A 23,559-nucleotide genomic window follows, 5' to 3' on the forward strand; every position below is an offset into this window, starting at 1 on the left:
AACACGTCATTGTCCTTCGATGCGACTGAATATCGACGACTTCAACGCGGCTTGCCGCCTTCGCGTATAGCCGCAGGACCTTGAATGCCGGGAACCAGCCGAGAAATGTTGGCGGTGGGTGAGCGCCTTTCATTTTTCAAGTCCGCTACATTCTGTCTGTCATATACCCGAAGGCGGCGATGCTTGTTGCCCGCCCGATGTGGTTAGCAGTTGACGTGCCTTCTTATGTATCTTCATTCAGCCTGCGGTGGCACGCTGGCCGTTTCGTTGAATGGCGGGGGAAAAAAGGCGTTGATGACTCAGGCTTGCGTGGAGCACTCGTGGGGCGCTCGATTGACAATGTTATTCGTGGAGAATGCTTTCCTTTGTGGAGGAGGATGATTCTCTCGTCCAGTTCCTTGTCGGCCTCGGTAAGGCGATGATTCAGGCGAAGGTAGTCGGTCCAGGTCGGCGTACGGAATGTCTCCGTCCATAGCACAGGCTCCTGAAGGTTGCGCTGGAGAGTCCAGTGCCGAGCACCAACGCGACTCTGTACATGCCGGCACCCGCGCATGGCGAGGAATTCTTCTAGATTTTCCACGAGTATGAGGTACTCGACTTTGACCACGATGGGGCCGCTTCTCGGCTTGAGACTGAGGGCGACTGCCGGCGCGTCGAATTCCTCCAAAGGGTCGGGCTCGGCCTCGCGACCCTCGCGAAGGGGAAACAGGACGCCGCTCGCAATGGAAGAGGCAGTGCCAGAAAAAGGGAGCACGCCGCACAGGCGACGCATGCCAGCGTCATTAGTTGCTCTTCTGACAAGCTCCGTCTTAATAGGCTGTTGGCGACGCCAGCCATGACGGCGCCTGTGCCGAAGCCGGCGATGATGGTGCCATAGGCGAGCGGTCCTTCGCCCAGCTGATCGCGGACAACCAATGGCAGCAGTGCGAGTATGGCGATGCCCGACAGGCCAAAGAAGGTTCCGCGGGCGATCGCCGTCTTGATTTCCGATGACATCGCTGTGAAGCGCAGCCTGTCATAGATGGCCGTCCTCATTGACTCACGTGGGAGAAGTGAGGAGCGAACCTTCCATTTGCATCGCCATATGGTGACCAAAGGGATCATATAGGTGAGTGTAAACATAGCGAAAGCCGTCATAAGTCCGAACGACGCAATCATGATGCCGCGAGCGCCGGTCCCACGGTCCGTGCAGTGTTGAAGCCAATGGAGAGGAGGGTGACGGCAGCGGGAACTTCGCGTCGGTCCACAATATCGCCAACAGAAGCCTGCCAGGCGGTATCGTTGAGCGCGGCACCACTTGCGATCAAGAAGCTGAAGCCGAAGATCATCCACGGGGCGATAAAGCCCAGCACCACTGAAGCCGTAGCATCGCGGATGCTATTACCATTAGGCATCGGCCGGCGAACATGACTCTTCGACGGCTGAAGTTGTCGGCGAGAACCCCTAGCGAAAATGGACAAAATGAAAGCGGGCAGGTTAGACGAAGCCTGCTCGAGCGCAACCATCAGATCGGAGGTCGGAACCGTTGCCATTAGCCAGCTGATAGCAACGGTCTGCATCAGCCAGCCAAGGGAAGAGACTTGAGAGGCTAAACCAGATTGAGCGAAATGTCGTATTCCTGAGCGGCGCAAACGTCTTCGGCGAAACTACATCCGCATCTGCGCCCGCCGCTTTGCTCATTGCTCCGACCGATTCGGTTCCGCCAAGCTTAACCACTTCGCGCGACACGATCCTCTTACACGTCGGATGCGCCAAATGCAGTCTTTGTATTAGTGTCATCTGGTAGCGAGATGCGGAGGTGGCGGCGGAGAGCCGTCGCTGGTGTCGCAGCGGCCTTACATCAGTGCAAACATGCTGTTGCGTGGCGCCGGCACAGTTCCCCCGGCGTCGGCGGCTTCGCCGGCAAGAATGCGAAGGCGCGCCGACTCGCTGCCAAGCTCAAGGTCGTCAGCATGGTTCTTCTGGCCGAGGCTGACGAGCTTGCCGAGCAACTCGGCGCCTTTGTCGGCGATCCTCTGGCGAGAACAAAGCTGTCGGAGACCAGCGTTGCCTGCATTGAGCGGCCGATGAAGGCACTATGCGCATCTCGCTGCGAGATGCAGCCGATATAAAAACAGCATTTGACGCTAGCCGCCAGGAAAGGGGATTGTCACCCCGCATGAGCCGGCGAAGCTTTTGTTCAATTTCGAACATGGACGCGATCGCGCGTTTTGCGCAACCAAACCACGACACACTGATTGAGGTGAGATATGGCGACGACACGCTCCGCAATTCCTCTGACTGGTGTACCGTTTCCGATATCAGAGTATGAGCGCCGGCAAAACAATGTGCTGGATGCGGTTGCTACGGCAGGCTTGGACGCAATCGTAGTAACGGCGCACGGCCACTTGAAGTATCTCAGCGGCTACGATGGGAGCGGTGGATATTTCGCGCCTTTCCCTCTTATTCTGATGCCGGGTCGGGTCCCGATATTTGTTGTCCGAGAATATGACGAGCAGGCAGTACGTTCATATAGCTGCATCGAGGAAATTGAAACCTATACACATCAGCCTGATTTTGGCAGGGTCTGCGCCGATGTATTGCGTCGACTCGGACTGGACAATAAGCGAGTCGGTTTCGAGCTTGGCTGCTGGAATCTCGCGCCCGCCGACGTGCGCGCAGTCCAAGACCAGCTCCCGGATCTGAAGATTACTGACGTCACCCGACTGGTCTCGTCAGTGTCAGCAGTGAAAGGAGAACTTGAGTTGGCGTGTATGCGCGATGCTGTTCGACTCACTGACGTGGCAATTCGAACCTTTCAGCAATCGCTTCGTCCCGGCATTACGGAGATCGAAATGGCAGCGGCCCTAGCTGCGGCGGTAACAAACGACCCCAGCAACGCCGCTGGGGATATCGGGCTTGCGCCGGGTACCATTTTGTTTGGAGAGCGAGTGAAGTTGCCCCATGCGCCAGCGACCCATCATCCTCTCAGCAACAACGAACCTGCCTTTCTGGAGATAGGGGCTTCGAAACACGGGTATACAGTGGGAATGGTTCGATGCGCAGTCCTTGGCAAACATCCCGAAACCGAATCTTTGCACGGCTTGGCTGAAGAGGTCATTGCGGCCCTTGTCTCCTCGATTCGACCAGGTGCTACGCCGGCGGACGTTCACGCTGCTGGGGGCGAGGTGTTGAAGCGATCTGGACGCAAGGGCGTCTTCCGCCAACGAACAGGATACCAAACTGGCATCAATTGGACTGAGCGCGGCGACCTAAGCCTGGAGCCCGATGTAAATGAACCACTCCGAGCTGGCATGACCCTGCACATGCCAAACATTTTGTGCAGCGAAAGTGGCTACCTATTTGGTGCCGGCGCACACGTGCTCGTGACAGAGCGCGGCGCGGAACTCCTGAGCGAAATCCCGCCAACACTTTATCGGGCGTGATGCTAGGCGGCGTGGACAAATTTGAGCCAGTATCTGGCGGTGGCTAGGTAGACCATTCCGAGGAAGCTATTGGCCAATTGATCGTAGCGGGTGGCAATGGCCCGGTTGATTTTGAGGTGGCCGAACATGCGCTCGATTCGGTTCCGCTGCTTGTAGAGCGCCCGGTCATACTCGATCTTCACGCGGCGGTTTGATCGGCCGGGTATGACGGGTTTAATCTTCCGCTCGGCGAGATCGGCGCGAATGGTATCGGCATCGTAGCCCTTGTCCGCAAGGAAGGCGTCCGGTGCACGAGTCCCCCTTTTCCGCCCGCTGCCGAGACATGGGCGCGAACTGTGGTGCTGTCGATGCTGTAGTGGCCGCTGTCCGCCATGACCTCGGCGAGCATTACCGCCACGGTCTCCCAGACCCCGGCCTCGCTCCAGCGTCGGAACCGACGATAGATGGTGTTCCAACTGCCGTATTTGGGCGGGACATCCCGCCATGGAGCGCCGCAGCGGAGCCGCCAGAGAATGCCGTTGATGATCGAACGATTCTGCTTGGGAGGTCTACCTCGGCCGCGTTTGTCAGGGTCGATGGGCAGCAAGCCCTTGAGAACACGCCATTCTGCTTCGGTGAGATCGCCCCTGCTCAAACCTGCCTCCAAAAAGCAGCCTTGAATCAATCCTCTTGGGCTACGTCAATCGCATCGACGTCCGAAATTCCGTAAGGCGGATATACTATTCCGCCAAGGTGATGGACAGTTCGAGAGGGCTGTCGCTATCCGCGAAAAATCGGCTGCCATCCTCAAACTCGATCACCACCTCTCCATCGCGGTGGCGCATGACACGGCGAACAACCTTGCCAATCAGCATCGACGTAGCTCGTTCGCTCTCTTCTTCCAGTGTCATTCCCAATGCTAACAACCCGATCGCAGGAAAGCGACCCTGCTAACATCGAATTTGTCCACGCCGCCTAGGGTCTGCGGTTTGCGGATTGAGTGGCAAAGCGCATGCAGTCCTGGAAAGTAGGTCGTGGGAGGGGGAGGAGTGTCGCGATGGTGACAGCTCTTCCTACTCAGACCTTTGCCATTGGCCGTTGCCAGCAGAGCCAGAGTTTATGATTGCCAGCACTTCGCAGCTGGTCCTCTAAGGCCGAAGCTTATCCATTTGAGGGCAAACGGCTTGTTATCGGGTCGCAGTCGCCGGCGCCAACACCGAGGCCTGAACGCGGGGCTATCTCGGTTCTAGATGGTTACGATATCCAAACTGCATTTGACGAAAACACCGGTGGCATCGATCATTAATTACGCACCGGCGCCTGATCCAAATTACTCAAATGCGGGAACGTGCCTATGGTTGGCGTTGACAGGTTCAAGGAGATCGAGATCGAAGCGATGACTTGGCGCCGGTACCTGCACGAGAATCCGGAGCTTGACTATCGGGTGAATGACACAGCGGCATTTGTGGCGGAAAAGCTGGCTTCCTTCGGGATTAACCACATCGAGTGCAGGATAGCTGAAACCGGCGTGGTTGCGTTGATCCAAGGTCAACTCGGAGATGGGCCCACTATCGGGTTGCGGGCCGACATGGACGCTCTGCCTATACTCGAAGCTTCAGGCAAACCTTGGACGTCGAAAAGGTCCGGACAGATGCACGCGTGTGGTCACGACGGGCATACTGCAATGCTCCTTGGCGCCGCGAAATACCTCGCCGCGACCCGGAACTTCAAAGGGTCCGTTGCCCTGATCTTCCAACCTGCCGAGGAAGATGGCCGCGGCGGCCAAAGAATGGTCCAGGAGGGGATCATGGACCGTTTCGGGATATCTCAGGTCTTTGGCATGCACAATTGGCCAGGCATGGAGGTTGGTGCGTTCGGCATTTGCGAAGGTTCGATTTTTGCCGCGCTCGACGAGTTCGATATTGTGGTCAAAGGCAGAGGGGGTCACGCGGCCGCTCCCCATCTGACAATTGACCCCGTCGTTGTTGCAGCTCAGATCATTTTAGGCTTGCAGACACTAGTCTCACGCAACACGGACCCCACCGAGTCCCTGGTGATCTCCGTCACAAAGCTGAACGCCGGACAAGCTTACAACATCATTCCCGAACGCGCGGAGATTGCCGGAACAGTCAGGACACTGTCACCGATTTTGCGCGACTTCGCTGAAAAACAGATTGAGGCGTGCGCGGAAAATATTGCACGCGCTTCCGGGGCGAAGGTCGAGTTTCAGCATCGCCGCCTGGAGCCCCTCACTGTCAATCATCCCGATCAAACGCGTCGGGCAACAGAGGTGGCGCGTGCTCTGGTCGGCCATTCATCGGTGAACCCCAAAGTCAAACCTAGTTTGGGGTCAGAGGACTTCGCGTACATGCTAGAGGCGCGGCCGGGGGCATGTATACTGCTTGGAAATGGATCGACTGCTGCTCTCCATAATCCAACCTACGACTTTAACGATGAAGCACTGCCATACGGCATTGGATACTGGGTCAACTTGGCCGAGGCTGCTCTAGCACCATGACATTGTCCAAGCAAAACAACCTTGGCTAATCAAGGCTGAGATCACAAGAAGAGGGTAACGACATGAAATACGAAATAAATCGCCGACGATTGCTGCAGGCGACATCGACCGCCATGGCGGCTGGCGCTCTGTCTTCAATTGCGGGCCGCGTTGCGGCCCAAACACCCAACCAGATCAACGTAGTGCTAGGCGGCGGCGATTGGGGAAAGGCTAACATTGAGGCTTACGCTAAGCCATTTGAAGCTGAGACCGGTATCAAGGTCAACCCAATCACCGACGACATGGGTATGGGACAGGTCGAGTTGATGGTAAAATCGGGCAATGTCACGGTAGATGTCGGGGCGCTTACGCAAGGGTCCGGCTTGGTCGCAGCTAAGAAAGGAATTCTTGAAGAAATTGATTACTCCTTGTTCAGGAAAGAAGAGCTAGACGGAATTTATGAATTTGCCAAGCAACCGTTTGGCGTGGCAAATTTGATTTACTCATATAATATGGTATATAGCACAGACGTATTCCCAGCTGATAAACCCCGGCCGACAAACTGGGCTGAATTCTGGGATGCTGATAAGTTTCCCGGCGTTCGCACCTTGGTGTCCGGCCAGTTTGGTTCAGAAGGACCCTGGGAAGAGGCCCTGTTAGCGGACGGTGTATCTCCCGATAAGCTCTACCCGATGGATATCGACCGGGTGTTTGCCAGTTTGGACAAAATAAAGCCGCACATCCGTAAGTGGTGGAGCAGCGGATCAGAGATTCAACAGATGTTGCATGATAAGGTCGTTGACATCGCTCAATCGTATGACGGAAGAGCTCTACTGTTGATCGATCAGGGCGCCGCGACGGAGATCAATCGAAACCAGGCGAAGCTGCAGTGGGATTATTGGGTCATTCCAAAGGGTTCACCCAACGCGAAGGCTGCGCAGAAGTTTATCGAATTCGCCACTCGCGCGGAACGTCAGGCAGCATTTTGCCAATTGTTTCCTGAGGGACCAAGCAACGGCAATGCGTTCAAACTTCTTCCCGAGAAAGTTGCGCGCAAGCTCCCTACCCACCCAGATTACATCAAGAGCAGCGTTTCCATCAACGGCAAATGGTACAATGAGGTAGGCCCCAGCGGTGTTTCCAACACTGAGATGCTTATCCAGCGGTGGAATGAGTGGATCCTGCAGTAGGGTTGGTTGAAGTGCGAAAGTCCGGTCGGGGTAACTCCATACCGGGCTAAAGTCGAAACTGATGCTGAAAATGTGACGGGGAGCGGGGTAGCCCACTAGCCTCTCCGCTCACGGCATCGGGTACGACGGCAGAAGGTACGGCAAATGCCTGCTAATGCACGCCAGCGATGGTGGAGGAGCCACAGTGAACATGCACGCAATGAATACCGCCCCCCGTTCGGAAGTTGACGCTGCAGATGTGAACCAATCGGTGCCACAAATTCAGTTCAGCAGTGTTACCAAGATGTACGGGAGTGTTCCGGCGGTCAGGGATCTGTCGCTGACCGTGCGTCGCGGCGAGTTCTTGACGATTCTCGGCCCGAGCGGCTCGGGTAAGACCACTACCCTGATGCTCTTGGCCGGCTTTGAGGCCCCGAGTTCGGGTGATATTATGATCGCCGGCCATTCAGTGGCTTCGGTCCCGTCCTACCGGCGCGATCAAGGAATTGTGTTCCAGAGCTATGCGCTGTTCCCGCATCTCACAGTGGCTCGAAACCTGGAATTCCCTCTCGAAATGCGGGGCATGGCTCCCGATCAGAGGAAGGTTCGGGTAGCCCGTATGCTTGAGCGCGTGCATCTAGGGGAATTCGGCGGTCGCATGCCATCCCAATTGAGTGGCGGTCAGCAGCAGCGCGTGGCGCTAGCCCGCGCGCTGATTGCCGATCCACCCTTCCTATTACTTGATGAACCGCTTGGCGCACTCGACCGTAACCTGCGTGAGCAGATGCAGATCGAGATGAAGAGCTTGCACAAGGAGTTCGGTATCACGACGGTGTGCGTTACGCATGACCAGGAGGAGGCGCTTACTCTGTCAGACCGGATTGTTGTAATGCGCGCAGGACGTGTCGAGCAAATCGATACACCAGAGGCCCTCTATGATCGGCCATCATCGTGCTTTGTCGCTAAATTTCTGGGTGAGGCGAACATTCTCGAGGATGCCTTGTTGCTGGCCAGAGGGGGCAACGCGCCGCAAATCGGCACCGTTGCGATGATAAGGCCAGAGCGCATCAGTGTACTTCCGAAGACTGCGGAGTGGGCTCAAACGGACCAGCGGCAATATGTTGCCGGTGCGGTCGACGATATGATTTTTGCCGGCCCTCTGCGAAAATACCATGTTCGCGTTGGCAACAATGTTCTCATCGTCCGGGAACATGTCGCGGCAGACCAACCTGTTTTCCAGCCAGGCGAGGAGGTTTGCCTCACGTGGCTGCGGTCAGACATTCGCTTCGTTTCGCCATAAGCGATTGATAAGGGATATCCATGAAGCTTTTGCGCAGAATGGCCAAGGTGCCACTTGGGTTAACCGCGCCCGCGTTCGCGCTTTTGCTTGTGGTTTTCGGTGCCCCTATAACCTTGCTTTTCCTAAGCAGTGTCAATGCCCCCGATTTCTCGTTCCAATACTACGGAGCGTTTTTCGCCCAGCCAGCTAATGTGCGGGTGCTCTTTCAAACGATAGAAATAAGTCTGGTCGCAACTGCCATCTGCTTAATCGTAGGCTATCCAACCGCGTATCTGATCGTCACGGCATCCAAGACTCTGCGCATGACGCTCATCGCTCTCGTGATCATCCCCTATTTGACCAGTGGGCTGGCGCGTACCTACGCATGGATTGTTATTCTTGGGGATCGCGGGGTCATCAACAACATCTTGCTGGACGTCGGATTGATCGATCGACCTCTGCAACTCATCTATAACCGAACCGCGGTCTATATTGGCATGGTCCACATCATGCTGCCGATGATGATACTTCCCTTGGTTAGTGCGATGATGGGGATCGATCGGTCCTTGATGGCTGCTGCACGCAGTATGGGAGCGGGACCTTTCACCGCTTTCAGGCGTGTATTTCTCCCCCTTAGCATTCCAGGCGCACGGAGTGGCTCGCTCCTAGTTTTTGTGTTCTGCCTAGGATTCTATATCACGCCGGCGGCACTTGGGGGATTGCGCGATGCCATGCTTTCAACCTTCATTGCGGCCGAGGTGAATAGCTCGTTCGATATTCCGCGCATTGCCGCTGCGTCCTTCATCCTTCTCGGGTTTGCCATTGTGGTGCTTTCCATGGTCGGGCTTGACCTCTCCGGCAAACAAGAGCAAAGCCAAACTCGAGCTCCGAAGGGCTCGATGTCCCGACTACCCATTGTTCTTGTTATCAAACGAAACTTCAGCGAAATTCTGCGTCCCTATCGTGTCAAACGGTGGACGGGACGGCGCTACGTGCCTGGGGCGGAAAGGCGATGGCCTAAAGTCGTCGCGATCGTTTTTATCGTTTTGGTGATGGCCTTTCTTTTATTCCCAGGGATAATCGTTGTCATCATGTCGTTCAGTTCCGGGGCATTTTTGCAATTTCCGCCTTCGGGCCTGTCGCTTCAATGGTATCGCTCGTTTTTCGGCGATGCATCTTGGAGCGGAGCAGCTTGGACCAGCGTCGAGATTGGTGTCGAGGTAGCTGTTATTTCTACTCTATTGGGAACACTTGCTGCTTTCGGATTGAGCCGAATAAGCGCAAGACTTCGCGGCGTGCTGACAATGATCATAATCACGCCTATCACCTTTCCAGTTATCGTGGTCGGTATCGCGACTTATCTGGGTCTCATCCAGATTGGTCTAATCGGCACAAAGGGTGGTATCGCCCTCGCTCACAGTATCGGCGCTGTTGGAATTGTGGTGGTGATCGTTTCTGCGACGTTGGCCAACTTCGATCGGACGTTAGAGCAGGCGGCCAAGAGTATGCGTGCCGGACCACTGCAAACGTTTTTTCGCGTAACACTGCCGTTAATCAGGCCGGGAGTGATCGGCGGCGCCATGTTCGCATTCCTCCAGTCATTCGATGAAGCGGTCATAACGTCTTTGGTCGGCGGTCTGTCGGTGCGGACGTTGCCCTTGAAGATGCTGGAGAATATCCGCCACCAAATCGACCCGACGATTGCTGCAGTCGCTTCTCTTTTGATGCTTCTGCCTTTAATCTGGATGCTTGTCCTCTATGCCGTCTGGTGGCGTTCTCGACCGAGCATGCAGCGAACATTACAGGAAGCCGCTGCCTAACTGGCGTGGCAGATCCACTTCCTGATGATGCGTCCGACCTATTCCTACGGACTGGCGACAAGCATCTGTTCGGGGCTTCAACGGGCGGATAAAATGGCCACCTGGTCCAAAACGGAAACCAGTAAAGCTCTTGCAATTATCATCTGGCACATGCGGATCAAGGATTCGGACTATGTCTGGGATCGGCCGGCCTTGCTCGCCAGCAAGCTCAGACCTGCCGATCCTCTTGCTGCGCGCCAGGATGGAATTCGAGGTCAACGGCGCTGACCGGATCGCACAGATCCTTCGCCCGTCTGAACAACGAACAGCTAGCCAACGTCAACCGGCTGATCGCGCGATTTCTGAAATCGGCTACCCACCGCGACTTTGACCTTCCTCCTCCCTTAGTGCACCGGGATCAAGGTGACGAACCAAGGGACAGGTCAGCAGAGCGAGCCCTGGTCATCTGAAAACGCGATGGTGCCGTCTCGGACATTATATTGGCGAAGTGGTGACCGCGTGTGCATAGTTCCAGGCGAAAAAAATAGCCGTGTACAAGACCATATGCCCGGTCAAAGTCGCCAGATCACCCGCAATAGGTTAAGCAATGAACGAAGCACCACATCTTACGTTTGATCTCGATGCGCATGGCGTGAGCAGAGGACACCTCGTTGTGCCGGGAGGCGCCGACCATGAAGAGTTCTCGCTTCCGGTTTTTAGTCTTAATAAGGGCGATGGACCGCGCCTTCTTATCACCGGTGGGAATCATGGCAATGAAATGGAGGGGCCATTAGTCGCGCGGCGGCTTATCGAGTGGCTGCCACAAGCGCAAACCAGTGGTAGGATCATCGTGCTGCCAGTGCTTAATCCATTGGCAGTTCAAGCATGGAGCCGCAATACTCCGCTTGATGGTTTGAATCTGAACCGCGTGTTTCCGGGCCGTGCCGACGGGTCTGTTACGGAACGAATCGCGGATGCGGTTTCACGCGTATTGTTGCCAAATGCCGACATCGTTTTCGATCTGCACAGCTTCGGCCCAACGTGGGATTTTCCCCCGGCGGTCATCACGCATCCAATTGCTGATGCGGATCTCATGGCTAAGACGCTCGCAATGGCAGCGGCATTTAAGCTGCCCGTAACATTGCTCTGGCAACATGACGACACGGCTGGGATGTTCGACAGTTGGGCACATAGCCTAGGGAAGGTATTCGTTTGCGCGGAATTCGGCGGTGGTACGGTTAGCGCAGAAGCTCTAGCGATTTATGAAGCTGGAGTTCGCAACGCGCTCGTTATGCTTGGACTCGTCGAAGGAAAAGTCGAGGACGTGTCTTTCCGTAACAAAAGGTCCAGTCAGACCCTTGAGACGCTGATATCAGACGAGTTGAAATCGCCCGCGCAGGGTATCTTCGAACCTCGCTGCTCTGTGTTGGATGAAGTGAGGTCGGGAGATCTTATAGGTATCCTACACTCTATGGATTCTGTTTCCGCTCCGTCCATTGACATCCGAGCGCCTGGGCCATCAATCGTCCTAGCCATAGGATCGGGCGCGCATGTCGACCGCAATGAAGGGGTAGCCATCCTTGCGCGGCCGCTGCATAACTAGAGGTACAGATTAGCCGCGCCTTGGCCAGCTGTAGTAACTCCGGTATGAAGGCACTGGCCTCGACTGGAGCTTATAGGCCAGCTCCTCGGATCGATCAGCGGCTGATCCTGTCTTCCAAAATCATGCCAAAAAGATTGCTTGATCCTTGATCGCTTGGTTTATACTAACCATGGTTGAAAGTGGCGGTCCGAGATGGGAGCTGGCCGGACGGATTGATCGCCTAGCTTCTGTTATGGAAGCAGGGGCGACGATCCGGCGCACCGCGACCAAGAGGGGAGGCGGACGGTGCCGTCCCCGCTGACGCCCGTAAAACAACTTTATCGTATCTTAAAACGAGATGGGCACGTTCGGGGCTTTATATTGGCAAAACCGATTCCGAACGGGGCATAACTTAGGACAGAGCGCGCAAATCCGGCCGCAGCTCATAGCTTGGCCAAACTCGAGTATAATTCAGTGCAGATCAAAGACGTCATTCTCACGCCCGGCAACGGCGCCTTCTTTTATGACGATCAAGCTGCCATTAGGGCAGGGGTTGGCCAGGACGGTTTTGTTTACGTCGGCGAGCCATTGACGCCCGGCTTCCGTGATATCCGTGTTCCGGCAGCTTGCTTAAGCGTCGGGCTTGTCCTGGAAGACGATATGGTCGCCTGGGGCGATATGATGGGAGTGCAATACTCAGGGGCTGGCGGGCGTGACCCCCTGTTTGACGTCGGAGCCATCATGGATCTCACGTCACGTGTTGTTGTCCCGCGGCTCTTAAACATTGATGCGTCCAGCTTTTTGACAGCCTGCTCCAGTGTCTTCGATCTCCATACTGGGAAACGACTCCCACTATGCATCGAATATGGGGTCAGCCAAGCCCTTTTAAGCGCTGCTGCCCATGCTGCGCGTCGTACCATGGCGGAGGTGGTTTGTTCGGAATTTTGCCTATCCATGCCGCATCGTCGTGTCCCAATTTATTGCCAGAGCGGTGATGCGCGCGAAATCAATGTCGATAAAATGATCCTGAAGGGGGTGGATGTGATCCCGCATGGCCTCATCAACTCGCGTAGCAAATTCGGCGTTGGGGGAGAAACCTTTCTGGATTTCGTCAAATGGGTGGCGCACCGCGTCAAGCAAATCGGCCAACCAGACTATTCTCCGGTGCTGCATTTCGATGTGTACGGCTGGATCGGTATGGAGATCGGGCTCGACGTCCAGCGCATCGCCGACTTCATCAGTAAGGTTGCTGACGCGGTTCCGGAGTTCACGGTGAATATCGAATCGCCAGCCGACTTCGGGTCTACGCCGGCGCAGGTCGAAAATTACGGGCAGATCGTCGGCATTCTGAATGCGCGCGCGTCACGTGCGCGCATCGTTGTCGATGAACGCTGCAACACCTTAGAGGATGTGCGTCTGTTTGCGGAGGCTAAGGCGACCCATCTCGTGCAGATCAAGACGCCGGACGTGGGCTCGATCGCCGACAGCGCCCGTGCGGTGCTTCTGTGCAAAGAGAACAACGTGGACGCCTATGTGGGAGGCAGCTGCAGCGAGACGGATCTCTCCGCGCGAGCGACGGTTCACATTTCGGTGGCAACACAGGCGGACATGATGCTCGCGAAGCCTGGCATGGGCATCGACGAAGGTCTTTCCATTGTAGGCAACGAACAAAATCGGTTGCTCGCCATGCTTGATCGGCGTCGGGCACAAAACCTGAAAGCCGCGTAGGAAGCGCCCTGATGCTAAACAGTCTCAAGGACATCACGGTTGTGGCGGTCGAACAGGCCGTTGCAGCTCCCTACGCATCGTCTCGCCTTGCTGACGCAGGCGCCCGGGTGATCAAGGTCGAAAGGCCCGAAGGGGACTTTGCCCGAAACTACGACAAGCTGGTGCGGGGGCAGAGCGCGTACTTCGTCTGGCTCAACCGGGGTAAGGAGTCGGTCTGTCTAGACCTGAGGTTGGAGGCGGATCGCGCCGTCCTCGACACGCTCATTGCCAGTGCTGATGTCTTCATCCAGAATCTAAAGCCGGGCAGCATAGAAAAACTGGGGTTCGCGTCCGCTGATCTGCGTCGACGATATCCGCGGCTGATCACCTGCGACATTTCTGGTTTCGGGGAGTCAGGGCCGTATTCCCATTTGAAGGCCTACGATCTGATCGTCCAGGCCGAAACAGGTCTATGCGCTATCACCGGCAACCAACAGGGGCCTGCGCGTGTAGGGGTCTCGGTTTGCGATATCTCGGCGGGCATGACAGCGCACAGCGCCATTCTTCAGGCACTGTACCACCGCGAGGTCACCGGCGAAGGGACCAGCATCCAGGTGTCACTGTTTGATGCCGTCGCCGACTGGATGAACGTGCCGGTTTTGCAAAATGATTACAGCGGCTACCAGACGGTACGCGCAGGCGTGAAACACCCGTCGCTCGCGCCGTATGGTGCCTATCGCTGTGCCGACGGCAAAGAGGTCATCTTTTCGGTTCAGAATGACCGCGAATGGGTGAATTTCTGCGAGAAATTCCTGAAGCAGTCCGGGCTCACACGCGCACCTGGTTTTGCTGACAATATGGAGCGCCTCGCTCATCGTGCGCAACTTGATGAGATCATTGAACAGCGGTTTTTTGAACTATCCTGCCACGATGCGATGCAGGAGCTCGAGGCGGCCGGCCTGGCATATGGCCGACTGAACGAAGTGGTGGATGTTTCAAAGCATCCACACATTCGCAGGGTGCAGGTTGGAACACCCGATGGAGCCGTCGAGACGATAGCGCCGGCGGCGATTTTCAACTCGGAGCTCCCCTCGCTTCGCCCAGTCCCGGCTCTTGGCTCTCATACCGAGGCTGTCCGCGAGGAGGTGCGGGCGCTTTTGCGCGAAAGAGCCGCGTCAGCGTGAGCGCGCGTTTCAGTAAGGTGAGACTGCTCGCGGTTTACAAAATGCCTGTGTACCTCGGATCATTTCAGCGCACCGGCCGCCTAGAAAGCTCACTGGCAGCGCCCGCGCTAAAATCGGCCGCAAAGGCGTCTCCATGATCAAGGACACCTTTGCGGCCGTTGAAGGCGCGATGTCTGTACCGCGCTGGAGATCCCTGCTCTTCGTTCCTGTTCACGTTCCGCGCTTTGTAGAGACGGCCCATGAGCGGGGCGCAGATGGCGTCATTCTCGACCTGGAGGATTCCGTGCCCCAGGATCGGAAAGGAGAGTCACGGCAGCAGCTTCCTGAATGCGTGGCAGAGGTGGGCCGGAAAGGCGCATCTGTTTTGGTCCGCGTGAATCATGGTCTGCGCGCCTTGGCGGCCGATCTCGATGCAGCCGTGATGGCGGGTGTTGACGCACTGGTTCTTCCGAAGACGGATTCGGCAGAGTGGGTTATAGAGATCGCGAATGCGGTTTCGGAACTAGAACGTGAAAGAAATCTTCCGCAGGGAGGCATCCGGTTCCTTGCCCAGATTGAGACCCCGGGCGCCTTGCAAAGGCTTGCGGCCATTGCGTCGGCGCATCCAAGGATGGTCGCAATGGCGCTTGGCCCTGAAGACTTCAGCGCCGCTGTTGGCGGCGCCCCAGGATTCGACCTTCTTTTGACGCCGAACCTTTCTGTTCTGTTTGCCGCCCGCGCGGCCGGCTTGCTCCCGCTGGGCTTCATAGGAAGCATCGGCGAGTTCTCGGACACGCATAAACTTCGTGAGGCCGCGGTGCGGGCGCGGCGGCTTGGCTTTGCCGGAGCTTTGGCGATCCATCCGACACAGGTGGCCATATTCAATGAGGCTTTCTCGCCAAGCGCCCAGGAGCTCGAGTGGGCCCATAAAGTTGTCGCGGCGGCAAATGATGCCGCCACGCGTGGACTGTCCGCATTCTCGTTGAATGGCAAAATGATAGATCCGCCAGTGGTGCGGCGCGCCCACGAGATCCTGATTCTTGTGGGCAACAACTGACTGGCCTGTTATCAGCGGCTGAACAGGAGCGAATGGCACTACACCGCGCCGGGCAAGCCGATGCAAAATGGCTACGCGATTCCCTCAACGGCCGAATGCGAGACGAGCTGTTGAACGATGGCCTGTTCTTCGGCCTCGACCACGCCCGCAGTGCCACTGCCGAATGGAGGCAGGACCTAAATCCTGTTCATAACACTCATCTGTCTATGTCATTTGAGTGAATAGGTTTTGCTGATCTGGATGCGATCCCATGGGGTATTTTGGGTTTTGCCGCGCGCGATGAACGATGCGCTGAGCCGCCGGTTCGTCAAGCGTTGATCGGCTGAAGACCCATGGACCGTCCGGCAGAGGATGAACGCCTTCGATCGACGCGAGTCCACCGAAGGCGATGCAACGCGGCTCGCCATTGTCAAGCAGACCACGCCAGCAGGAATAGCGCGGAATGTTGTGCTTGGTTCCCGTGTAGCGGACCGTCAGCTCGCGGCCGCAGCGCCGGCAGCGGACAAGGTCGGCGAGCAGAGCGTCGCCATGCTTGGGCGCCCCGTGATGCCGGCTCGTGGGCACGTGGTCGCTCACCATCTTGCGGATCGCTTCCGCCTTTCCCAGCCGACGTAGCCTTCGTGTGCACCCGGAATCAGCGCCAGCATCTCGCGCCTTACGGCGGCTGCGCGAGCGAATGGCGGCATCTGCGCGGTCTGCGCGTCGTGCGGGTTGGAGAAGATCGAACTGATATGTCGTAGGCTGGCGCGGTATGGACCTCTCCCCGGTTCGCTTCGTGAGGACCCGATGCTGCGCCCGAATCCTCCAATTGCGATGGGGTGTGGGAATTGGCCGTCGGGTCCTGCAGCAGTGTCACCAAGACGCCAAGCGTTCTGGGATCGATATGTGGGGCAGGGCAATGCGCCACGCGGTGCAGACCGCGATCAAACATCCAGGCCGGAACTTCCAGCCACCGATCGGAGGCGTGGCGGGAGAGACTGCAGCGGAAAACCTCCCGGTCGGCGTTCTCGATCACCTCATGAACGTGAACACAACGCCCGGCCCAAGGATGCCACGGATAAAGAAACTTGCGTTCCTCGGTCCTGTGGGTGTTCTTTCCTGGTGTTGTTCAACACCGTGAGGCCGCATTCCTCGCTCGCTATTTGACCCCGGCGGTCTTCGCCGGAACCCTCGCCGCAACCGGCTCCGACGCTGCACTCAATGAAGGCTTCGCGCCTCCGCCCGTTGCTCAAACCGCGCCATAACAGAAACGGCCGAGGCTAATCGCCACTGGTTGAAAGTTCAGTGGCAGGTCAGAGGGTCTGGCTCGACGGCCTTAGCTTCAGGCTATCCGGCCAATCCCGGCGATCACCCAGCGACACGATGACTGACCAGTGCTCAGCGCCACCGCCGGAGCTGCAAAAAGAGTTGCGTATGATTGAGCGTTCGACCACGTTGCTGTCGATCTTGATATGGCCTCGTCCAGGATGCGCGAGAGGCGCTTCCCAGCGCGAGAGCGTGTAGGGGATCGCCGCTGTGAGCTTGGTCTTCTGACTGATTTGGCCGAGCTTCTCTAGCCGCCCTGGGTCCAGTGCCGTGATGGTTGAGCACTTTTTGCCTGCGTGCAGCAAGGCCTCGTTGGCCTCGGCTACGGATGTCATCCTCGATCTTTTAGAGTTCGCGGATCCTTCTTAGCGCCTCGATCGGGCGCGGCATGGCAGAAGGCGAGCGTGAAGCCGCTTTTCGTCGGCCAGCAAGCGATGGCCCGCTATAGCCGTCGACCTGCAAGTTCCGGTAGAGAGCCTGCGAGATGAGCGATCGCACGCTGGGCCTTTTCGGTCCGGCGCATAGACATAAGACGCCCGGCGGTCCGCTCCCTCCCTAATCAGTCATCGCGGGCATAAATCCAGAGTAGGCCTGTCTTCGTCTTGCCGACCCCGGAACGAGCACCGGCGCGGTCGTCGCACGTCGGCGAAGAGTTTTGGCGAGGACTTCGGTTTTGCTAAAGCAACCGTTCATGGACCAGACGTAGGTGCCAGTCCGGCGCGGCCGACTACCGGCGCTGCCAGCAGCCTGGGCAAGCGAACCAAATTGTAGCCCGCCAAGTTATGCCGCGCCCGCGGTGGCACATCCTCGCAGCTTGACCTTGGCCATGCCGTCTGAGGTCTTGACTGACCGAACCCTCCTCTGACCCCTTAGGGCAGTGCTGACTGAGATCATAGCCCGGATGGCGCTTCGTGCGGTCATCGATCGCTATACGCGAGGCTTGTTGCTTTCTGCTCAAATGGGCGTTGAAGGCAACGCGCGGCGTGATCTTGCTCTTTGCAGGTCCTTGACTGGCGCGTCCTAGGCTTCGCCAGCGCCAGTCGATGCGCCGTCGCGGCGTCTGCGGTCCAACATAGCGAGAGCGGCATCACGCTCGCCTGTGCCAGGCCTGGGTATGAAACTTTCCAGTCAAGCCGGATTGGCCAGCACCTGGGTGCATAACCAACCTGTTGTCGCGGCTTCATTAGCATGAGGTGCCCGGAAACGAAGATACGTATGGACCCCGCCCCGCTTTCCAATTGAGCCTAGGGGCTGCTGATTCCTTCTTCGCCAAGGGTCGTGAACGGCGTGATCGACCAATGGATTAGGTTGATGGGACGATGAGTGTCGCCTCGGTCGAGCAATGGTGGATGAAACTGCGATGACATGTCCGATAGGATCTCTGTAATCGCCCTGCCTGACGCCCTGCCTTCAGGTTTTCGACATAAAATTTCACCTCGGTCACACCTGATCTTAATGTCGCCAGCGATCTAATCCAGTGTGCCAGGAATGAGGTACCGTACGGCCGCACTGCGAGAATGCCTTCTTCGCAAATCCCAGTCCTCGCCGTGACTGCTAGGTGCAATACTGCAAGCCAGCTGAACCAATTGAGGATCTGTCCCCTCATCGAGGCGCGGATTGACTTGGATGACGACGGGTCCAGGCTTCGTCCACGGAGTTCAATGTTCGTTGGCCCAGCTGAGGCCGTGAGCTTGCAAGCAATTCTGTGACACGTTGACGATACGATCATGCTCGTCATTAGTCAGCAGGGTTGGTTGGACAATTCACCTCTCGGAAGAGGAAATGGGGTGGCCGGCCGAAGTCCGCCAGCGGCAATAGCAATGACCTCCTTTCCCATCTTGTTAGCGCCGCTGGTTGCAATGGCGCTTGGTACTGAAGACTTCAGTGCAGCTGTTGGCGGTGCCCCAGAACTCGACCTGCTTTTGACGCCGAACCTTTCCGTTCTGTTCCCCATGCGGCAGTCTCGGCTCGATAGGAAGCATCGGCGATTCTTAGACAATGATAACTTCGTGGGGCCGCAGGCGATCCATTTAAACATCGATGGGGCTTTTCACCAAGCGCACAAGAACTCGAGGGACCCGTCGTGTCCTCGCGGCGAAAAAGATGCGACGGCGCAAGGCAAAGGCGCGTTCACATTGGACGGGAAGATGGTCGATCTACCGGTTATTCGAAGGGTCCGAGAAATCATCTCCATGGATCAGGGCGCCGAGTTGGCCGGTTGAAGCCTCGGCGGGTTGGGTCCATTCTGGACACATAGGTTACGGTTTTGGTCAAACCACACTGAGATGACACGACAGTTAGGCGTCATGTCGCTCTGCAATTATTGCTGTCGCGCCATCACATTTCGAGATAGATTACATCATTGCAGTCCGCCCTCGGAAGAGTACCCGTGGAAATCAGGCAGTTAAGATACTTTGTTGGCGTGGTCGAAGCAGGCAGTTTCACGAAGGCCGCTGGCTTTCTGAATGTCGCCCAGAGTGCGCTGAGTCTGCATGTGCGCCAATTGGAGGAAGGCTTCGGCACTCAGCTGCTGATACGCGACAGGACCGGCGTGAGCGTGACGGCGTCAGGAGCCAAACTCCTGGAGCGGGCGCGGGCGATTCTCAAAGAAATTCGAATTACCGAGGTGGAATTGACCAACACAGCCGCTTCCCCCGCCGGGGAGGTGACTATTGGCATTCCGTCTGGAGCTGCTCGCGTCCTGAGCGGTCCGCTGCTTGAGACGGTAAGACACGAACTGCCCAAGGTGTCCCTCAAGATGGTCGAGGGTATGACGGGACCGCTAGAGGAATGGATGGCGGCTGGACGCTTCAATCTGGCGGTTCTGTACCGCACTGCGGACAGTGTGGGGCGAATGACTGTGCTAGCGCGCGAAGACCTTTGTCTGGTGGTTCCGTCCGGCGAGCCACCGTTTGAAGATGCGATATCTCTGGCCGACCTGCATGCATTCCCCCTGGCGGTTCCCATGCGCAACAACAATGTCAGGCGTTCGGTGGCTGATGTCGTCGCACAACACGGTTGCGCGATGGACGTCAAGTTTGAAGTGGACTCGCTCTCAACGATCATCAACATGGTCGTAGAGGGAAAAGCGCATTCTATTCTCGCCCCGTCTGCCGTTCAGAAAGAAGCCTCTCAAGGGCTGGTCCGGACGGTCAAGATAGTCGATCCGGTAATTACCCGCTCCGTGGTGCTTGCTGTAAATCCCAAAGATGAGCGTTCTGCGGCCGTTTCTGCGGTCCGCAAGCTCATTCCGAAGGTCGCCAGAGAATTGATTGAGAGCCGGGGCTGGGTAGCATCGGCTCCTGACGCGACCTGAGAACCATCGATCTGTAAACAACGGCATGACTTCCTTCCTGTCGGAACAGATCGATCTGGATTCCAGATGGATTTAGGCACTAATCGATATTTGACCCGCTGCGACCATCGCGATGAAACTGGCTCAAGCGAGCTCAGCGGCTTCGAAAATTGAAACGGCGCTCGCATGGCCAGAATCACAAGTGGAGCCCGCGATGTCCCACGCCAGGAGCTACGAGCTCTTCATTAATGGCAAATGGCGAGCCGGTGGTAGCCGAGCCACTTTGCCGGTGATCAACCCGGCGACGGAGAAGGTATTTGCCTCAGTGGCCTCGGCTACGGTTCCAGACTTGGATGAAGCTCTTGCTTCGGCAGAACGCAGCCGCAAGGCGTGGTCCTCACGCCCCGCCAAAGAGCGTGGCGAGATCCTCGTCTCTGCCGCCAGCAATCTGGCTGAGAAAGCTGGCGCCGCAGCCAGGGACCTGTCGTCCGAACAGGGAAAGACGATTGCCGAAGCAACAGGAGAGTACGCGCGCGCAGTCGAAACGCTGGAATGGAATGGCCGGCATGCCGATGAGTTGTCGACCCCGATTCCGTTGGGTCCGAACAGGATGATCGTCCCGGAGGCCCTCGGTGTCGTCGCTGCCTTTACGCCGTGGAACTATCCAGCCGTTCTCATCGCCCGCAAGCTCGCCCCCGCGCTGGCGGCAGGCTGCCCGGTGATCCTCAAAGGGGCCGAAGAGACGCCAAGCGTGGCTGTCCATGTCGTGGAATCTTTGCGTCAAGCAGGGATACCGGAAGGCGTGGTCAACCTGGTGTTCGGTGTTCCTGTGCATATATCACGGCATCTGCTCAGTTCGCCAATTGTCAAAGTCTTGACGTTCACGGGGTCGACCGCTGTTGGGAAACAGCTGGCCACACTGGCCGCGAATAATCTGCAGCGCTGCATCCTTGAGCTCGGTGGACATTCCCCGGTTATTGTGTGCGAAGATGCCGACCTGGCAACGGCGATACCGGCTATTTCGGAATACAAATTCGAGTGCGCGGGCCAGAGTTGTAATGCGCCCAGCAGGATTCTTGTCGCCCGATCCCGCTATGAGGAATTCCTGTTCCGGATGACGGAGGCGGTCCGAAAAATCAGGATCGGTCCACCGGATGACCCTGCAACGCAGATGGGTCCCATGGCAAACGCGCGGCGAATCGAGGCCATGCAACGCCTGACCAAAGATGCGGTAGAGGGCGGCGCCCAAATCGAGACCGGTGGCATCCCCCTTGACCGACCGGGGTTTTACTGGCCGCCAACCATCCTGACTGGCGTACCGAAGGAAGCGAGAGTGCTTCATGAAGAGCCGTTCGGACCAATTCTCACCGTGGCTCCTTTCGATACGATCGAAGAGGCGATCGATGAAGCCAACGCCACGGAGTACGGTCTGGCCGCCTACTTGTTTACTGGCGCGGCCGATACGCAACAGAGGCTTGTGGGCGGTCTTTCTGCGGGCGCTGTTAGTGTGAATTACCTGAAAGGGGTTTCCGCTGATGCCCCTTATGGAGGAGTCAAACAAAGCGGCTATGGATATGAAGGCGGCGAGCAGGGGGTGCGAAGCTTCCAGATTCTGAAAATGGTCAATGGCCTCGGTTCATTTGGATAAAATCCGGTGGGAAACAGAACACGGACCATGGCCGGTAGCGACATCACAAGGAGCGTCGCCGACGCCCTTCAGTACATCTCGTACTATCATCCTCCAGATTATATCCGGTCTCTTTCTCACGCATACACGCGAGAACAGAGCCCGTCGGCGAAGAATGCCATAGGTCAGATTCTGCTGAACTCCCGCATGGCGGCCTTTGGGCGGCGCCCGATTTGTCAGGACACCGGACTTGTGGTTGTCTTCGCAAAGGTCGGCATGGATGCCCGCATTAAGTCAACAGCCAGTTTCGCGGATCTTGTGAATGAGGGCGTACGTCAAGCCTATCTCGATCCGGACAATCCCCTTCGGGCATCGATCGTTGCGGATCCCCTCGCTAGACGGGTCAACACCCGCGACAACACACCGGCAGTTGTCCATGTCGACCTGGTGCAAGGTAACCAGATTGAGATCACCATCGCCGCGAAAGGCGGCGGGTCGGAGAACAAGGCACGTTTTACCACCCTCAATCCCACCGCCTCCGTTTCCGACTGGGTGGTCAATACCGTTTCGACCCTTGGCAGCGGGTGGTGTCCACCTGGACTGATCTCTGTCGGCATCGGTGGTAGCGCTGAAAAGGCGATGCTGCTGGCCAAGGAGGCCATGAACGAGCCCATAGATATGGCGGAACTGATCGCAAGGGGGGCGTCAAGCGCAGAAGAGGGGCTGCGGATTGAGCTTTATGAGCGGATCAACGCGCTTGGTATCGGCGCCCAAGGCCTTGGTGGTCTGACGACAGTCGTTGACGTCAAGGTTGCGACCTATCCTACTCATGCAGCGTCCAAGCCTGTGGCGCTCATCCCGCAATGCGCCGCCAACCGGCACCTGAAGTTTACTTTGGACGGCTCTGGACCCATCAGCCTCCAGCCGCCCGATTTGCGCGAATGGCCCGACATCGGAGCCGACGAATTGAACCCAGCCGGCGTCCGGCGGGTCAATTTAGATACGCTTACGAAGGAAGAGACGGCATCGTGGCGCTGCGGTGAAACGCTCCTGCTTTCTGGAAAGATGCTGACGGGCCGTGACGCTGCCCACAAACGAATGGTCGAACTGATTGATGCCGGCAAGCCGCTCCCAGTCGATCTGAGGGGCCGCGTGATCTACTACGTCGGTCCCGTCCGGGCAGTGAGGAATGAAGTCGTTGGACCCGCCGGTCCAACAACCTCCAGCCGCTTGGACGATTTTACGGACAAGGTGCTCGCCGAAACCGGCCTTTTCGCGATGGTGGGCAAAGCGGAGAGGGGACCGGCGGCCATCGCGTCGATTGTAAGACACAGAACGCCATACCTTGCTGCAGTGGGTGGCGCTGCGTACCTGATTTCAAAGTCGATTAAGGCGGCGCGGATTGTCGCCTTTGAAGACCTGGGCATGGAAGCCATCTATGAATTCGATGTGCAGGACATGCCCGTCGTCATGGCTGTCGATGTTGAGGGAAACTCCATTCACAATTCCGGGCCTCTTGAGTGGCGTAAGCGTATGGCAGCCGACAGCATCGCACGCAACATCGGTGTTTGAGTCTTTCCGGTTGGGCGATTTCGGCCAGACCCGAGCGCCAAATTATCGGGCAAGCCATAAGACGAGCGGCATTTGCGGTGCCCTGCGCCTCGGCGAGCCGGCC

The 23,559-nt window shown here is 57.2% G+C and carries 17 protein-coding genes and 3 pseudogenes; 15 read left to right on the plus strand and 5 right to left on the minus strand.

The window, feature by feature from the left end; all coding sequences use genetic code 11:
- Positions 1 to 223: 223 nt before the first annotated feature.
- Both EN993_RS00530 and EN993_RS36885 read right to left on the minus strand, forming a co-directional pair.
- Positions 224 to 1,680 (minus strand): annotated as a pseudogene (locus tag EN993_RS00530) (MFS transporter).
- 155 nt (positions 1,681 to 1,835) lie between these two features.
- Positions 1,836 to 1,991 carry a hypothetical protein gene (locus EN993_RS36885; RefSeq protein ID WP_164548527.1) on the minus strand — a complete coding sequence of 52 codons (156 nt, stop codon included), beginning with the start codon at positions 1,989 to 1,991 and terminating at the stop codon, positions 1,836 to 1,838.
- Between the two features lie 258 nt (positions 1,992 to 2,249).
- Here EN993_RS36885 and EN993_RS00540 point away from each other — a divergent pair, with 258 nt between their 5' ends.
- Positions 2,250 to 3,425, plus strand: a complete 1,176-nt coding sequence (locus EN993_RS00540) for a Xaa-Pro peptidase family protein (protein ID WP_063169317.1) — start codon at positions 2,250 to 2,252, stop codon at positions 3,423 to 3,425.
- Positions 3,426 to 3,427: 2 nt separating this feature from the next.
- Here EN993_RS00540 and EN993_RS00545 read toward each other — a convergent pair.
- Positions 3,428 to 4,059 (minus strand): annotated as a pseudogene (locus EN993_RS00545) (IS5 family transposase).
- Positions 4,060 to 4,144: 85 nt separating this feature from the next.
- Positions 4,145 to 4,315 (minus strand): hypothetical protein, encoded by a 171-nt coding sequence (locus tag EN993_RS36890; protein WP_164548526.1) that lies wholly within the window; start codon positions 4,313 to 4,315, stop codon positions 4,145 to 4,147.
- Between the two features lie 443 nt (positions 4,316 to 4,758).
- On the opposite strand from EN993_RS36890, the gene EN993_RS00550 reads away from it, so the two are divergent.
- The 10 genes and pseudogenes from EN993_RS00550 to EN993_RS00590 form a co-directional block, all read left to right on the plus strand.
- Positions 4,759 to 5,922 (plus strand): M20 aminoacylase family protein, encoded by a 1,164-nt coding sequence (locus EN993_RS00550; protein ID WP_063169316.1) that lies wholly within the window; start codon positions 4,759 to 4,761, stop codon positions 5,920 to 5,922.
- Positions 5,923 to 5,984: 62 nt separating this feature from the next.
- Complete coding sequence (locus EN993_RS00555; RefSeq protein WP_063169315.1) at positions 5,985 to 7,091, plus strand: ABC transporter substrate-binding protein; 1,107 nt, start codon at positions 5,985 to 5,987, stop codon at positions 7,089 to 7,091.
- A gap of 190 nt (positions 7,092 to 7,281) precedes the next feature.
- A complete protein-coding gene (locus EN993_RS00560; RefSeq protein ID WP_224570037.1) occupies positions 7,282 to 8,370 on the plus strand; it encodes an ABC transporter ATP-binding protein in 1,089 nt (362 codons plus the stop codon).
- A 20-nt stretch (positions 8,371 to 8,390) separates the two neighbouring features.
- The gene (locus tag EN993_RS00565) at positions 8,391 to 10,169 is read left to right on the plus strand and encodes an ABC transporter permease subunit (protein ID WP_063169314.1); all 1,779 of its coding nucleotides are present in this window, start codon (positions 8,391 to 8,393) and stop codon (positions 10,167 to 10,169) included.
- A 93-nt stretch (positions 10,170 to 10,262) separates the two neighbouring features.
- On the plus strand, positions 10,263 to 10,436 hold the full coding sequence (locus EN993_RS36895) for a hypothetical protein (protein ID WP_164548525.1): 174 nt from the start codon (positions 10,263 to 10,265) through the stop codon (positions 10,434 to 10,436).
- 319 nt (positions 10,437 to 10,755) lie between these two features.
- The gene (locus tag EN993_RS00570) at positions 10,756 to 11,751 is read left to right on the plus strand and encodes a succinylglutamate desuccinylase/aspartoacylase family protein (protein WP_063169313.1); all 996 of its coding nucleotides are present in this window, start codon (positions 10,756 to 10,758) and stop codon (positions 11,749 to 11,751) included.
- A gap of 453 nt (positions 11,752 to 12,204) precedes the next feature.
- A complete protein-coding gene (locus tag EN993_RS00575; protein ID WP_063170371.1) occupies positions 12,205 to 13,458 on the plus strand; it encodes a methylaspartate ammonia-lyase in 1,254 nt (417 codons plus the stop codon).
- 11 nt (positions 13,459 to 13,469) lie between these two features.
- Positions 13,470 to 14,621, plus strand: a complete 1,152-nt coding sequence (locus tag EN993_RS00580; protein WP_063169312.1) for a CaiB/BaiF CoA-transferase family protein — start codon at positions 13,470 to 13,472, stop codon at positions 14,619 to 14,621.
- Between the two features lie 133 nt (positions 14,622 to 14,754).
- A complete protein-coding gene (locus EN993_RS00585; RefSeq protein ID WP_210326668.1) occupies positions 14,755 to 15,657 on the plus strand; it encodes a CoA ester lyase in 903 nt (300 codons plus the stop codon).
- A gap of 24 nt (positions 15,658 to 15,681) precedes the next feature.
- Positions 15,682 to 15,806 (plus strand): annotated as a pseudogene (locus EN993_RS00590) (integrase core domain-containing protein); the annotation flags it as partial.
- Positions 15,807 to 16,949: 1,143 nt separating this feature from the next.
- On the opposite strand, the gene EN993_RS00600 reads toward EN993_RS00590, so the two are convergent.
- Positions 16,950 to 17,297 carry a transposase gene (locus EN993_RS00600; RefSeq protein WP_063169310.1) on the minus strand — a complete coding sequence of 116 codons (348 nt, stop codon included), beginning with the start codon at positions 17,295 to 17,297 and terminating at the stop codon, positions 16,950 to 16,952.
- A 1,485-nt stretch (positions 17,298 to 18,782) separates the two neighbouring features.
- On the opposite strand from EN993_RS00600, the gene EN993_RS00605 reads away from it, so the two are divergent.
- The 4 genes from EN993_RS00605 to EN993_RS00620 all read left to right on the plus strand — a co-directional run bounded on the left by EN993_RS00605 (position 18,783) and on the right by EN993_RS00620 (position 23,456).
- Positions 18,783 to 19,184, plus strand: a complete 402-nt coding sequence (locus tag EN993_RS00605; RefSeq protein WP_063169309.1) for a hypothetical protein — start codon at positions 18,783 to 18,785, stop codon at positions 19,182 to 19,184.
- A 167-nt stretch (positions 19,185 to 19,351) separates the two neighbouring features.
- Positions 19,352 to 20,278 carry a LysR family transcriptional regulator gene (locus EN993_RS00610; RefSeq protein WP_063169308.1) on the plus strand — a complete coding sequence of 309 codons (927 nt, stop codon included), beginning with the start codon at positions 19,352 to 19,354 and terminating at the stop codon, positions 20,276 to 20,278.
- 193 nt (positions 20,279 to 20,471) lie between these two features.
- The gene (locus tag EN993_RS00615) at positions 20,472 to 21,905 is read left to right on the plus strand and encodes an NAD-dependent succinate-semialdehyde dehydrogenase (RefSeq protein ID WP_063170369.1); all 1,434 of its coding nucleotides are present in this window, start codon (positions 20,472 to 20,474) and stop codon (positions 21,903 to 21,905) included.
- Positions 21,906 to 21,932: 27 nt separating this feature from the next.
- Positions 21,933 to 23,456 (plus strand): fumarate hydratase, encoded by a 1,524-nt coding sequence (locus tag EN993_RS00620; protein WP_063169307.1) that lies wholly within the window; start codon positions 21,933 to 21,935, stop codon positions 23,454 to 23,456.
- Positions 23,457 to 23,559 lie beyond the last annotated feature (103 nt).

Source organism: Mesorhizobium sp. M7D.F.Ca.US.004.01.2.1 (genome assembly GCF_003997785.1).
GTDB classification, from domain to species: Bacteria; Pseudomonadota; Alphaproteobacteria; order Rhizobiales; family Rhizobiaceae; genus Mesorhizobium; species Mesorhizobium loti.

Bases quoted from the DNA above. Each gene is read 5' to 3' on its own strand.
- EN993_RS00555 (WP_063169315.1), top strand. From the start codon at position 5,985: ATGAAATACGAAATAAATCGCCGACGATTGCTGCAGGCGACATCGACC.
- EN993_RS00560 (WP_224570037.1), top strand. From the start codon at position 7,282: ATGCACGCAATGAATACCGCCCCCCGTTCGGAAGTTGACGCTGCAGAT.
- EN993_RS00615 (WP_063170369.1), top strand. From the start codon at position 20,472: ATGTCCCACGCCAGGAGCTACGAGCTCTTCATTAATGGCAAATGGCGA.
- EN993_RS00585 (WP_210326668.1), top strand. From the start codon at position 14,755: ATGATCAAGGACACCTTTGCGGCCGTTGAAGGCGCGATGTCTGTACCG.
- EN993_RS36890 (WP_164548526.1), bottom strand. From the start codon at position 4,315: ATGACACTGGAAGAAGAGAGCGAACGAGCTACGTCGATGCTGATTGGC.
- EN993_RS00550 (WP_063169316.1), top strand. From the start codon at position 4,759: ATGGTTGGCGTTGACAGGTTCAAGGAGATCGAGATCGAAGCGATGACT.
- EN993_RS36895 (WP_164548525.1), top strand. From the start codon at position 10,263: ATGGCCACCTGGTCCAAAACGGAAACCAGTAAAGCTCTTGCAATTATC.
- EN993_RS00580 (WP_063169312.1), top strand. From the start codon at position 13,470: ATGCTAAACAGTCTCAAGGACATCACGGTTGTGGCGGTCGAACAGGCC.
- EN993_RS00540 (WP_063169317.1), top strand. From the start codon at position 2,250: ATGGCGACGACACGCTCCGCAATTCCTCTGACTGGTGTACCGTTTCCG.
- EN993_RS00600 (WP_063169310.1), bottom strand. From the start codon at position 17,297: ATGACATCCGTAGCCGAGGCCAACGAGGCCTTGCTGCACGCAGGCAAA.
- EN993_RS00620 (WP_063169307.1), top strand. From the start codon at position 21,933: ATGGCCGGTAGCGACATCACAAGGAGCGTCGCCGACGCCCTTCAGTAC.
- EN993_RS00565 (WP_063169314.1), top strand. From the start codon at position 8,391: ATGAAGCTTTTGCGCAGAATGGCCAAGGTGCCACTTGGGTTAACCGCG.
- EN993_RS00570 (WP_063169313.1), top strand. From the start codon at position 10,756: ATGAACGAAGCACCACATCTTACGTTTGATCTCGATGCGCATGGCGTG.
- EN993_RS00605 (WP_063169309.1), top strand. From the start codon at position 18,783: ATGACCTCCTTTCCCATCTTGTTAGCGCCGCTGGTTGCAATGGCGCTT.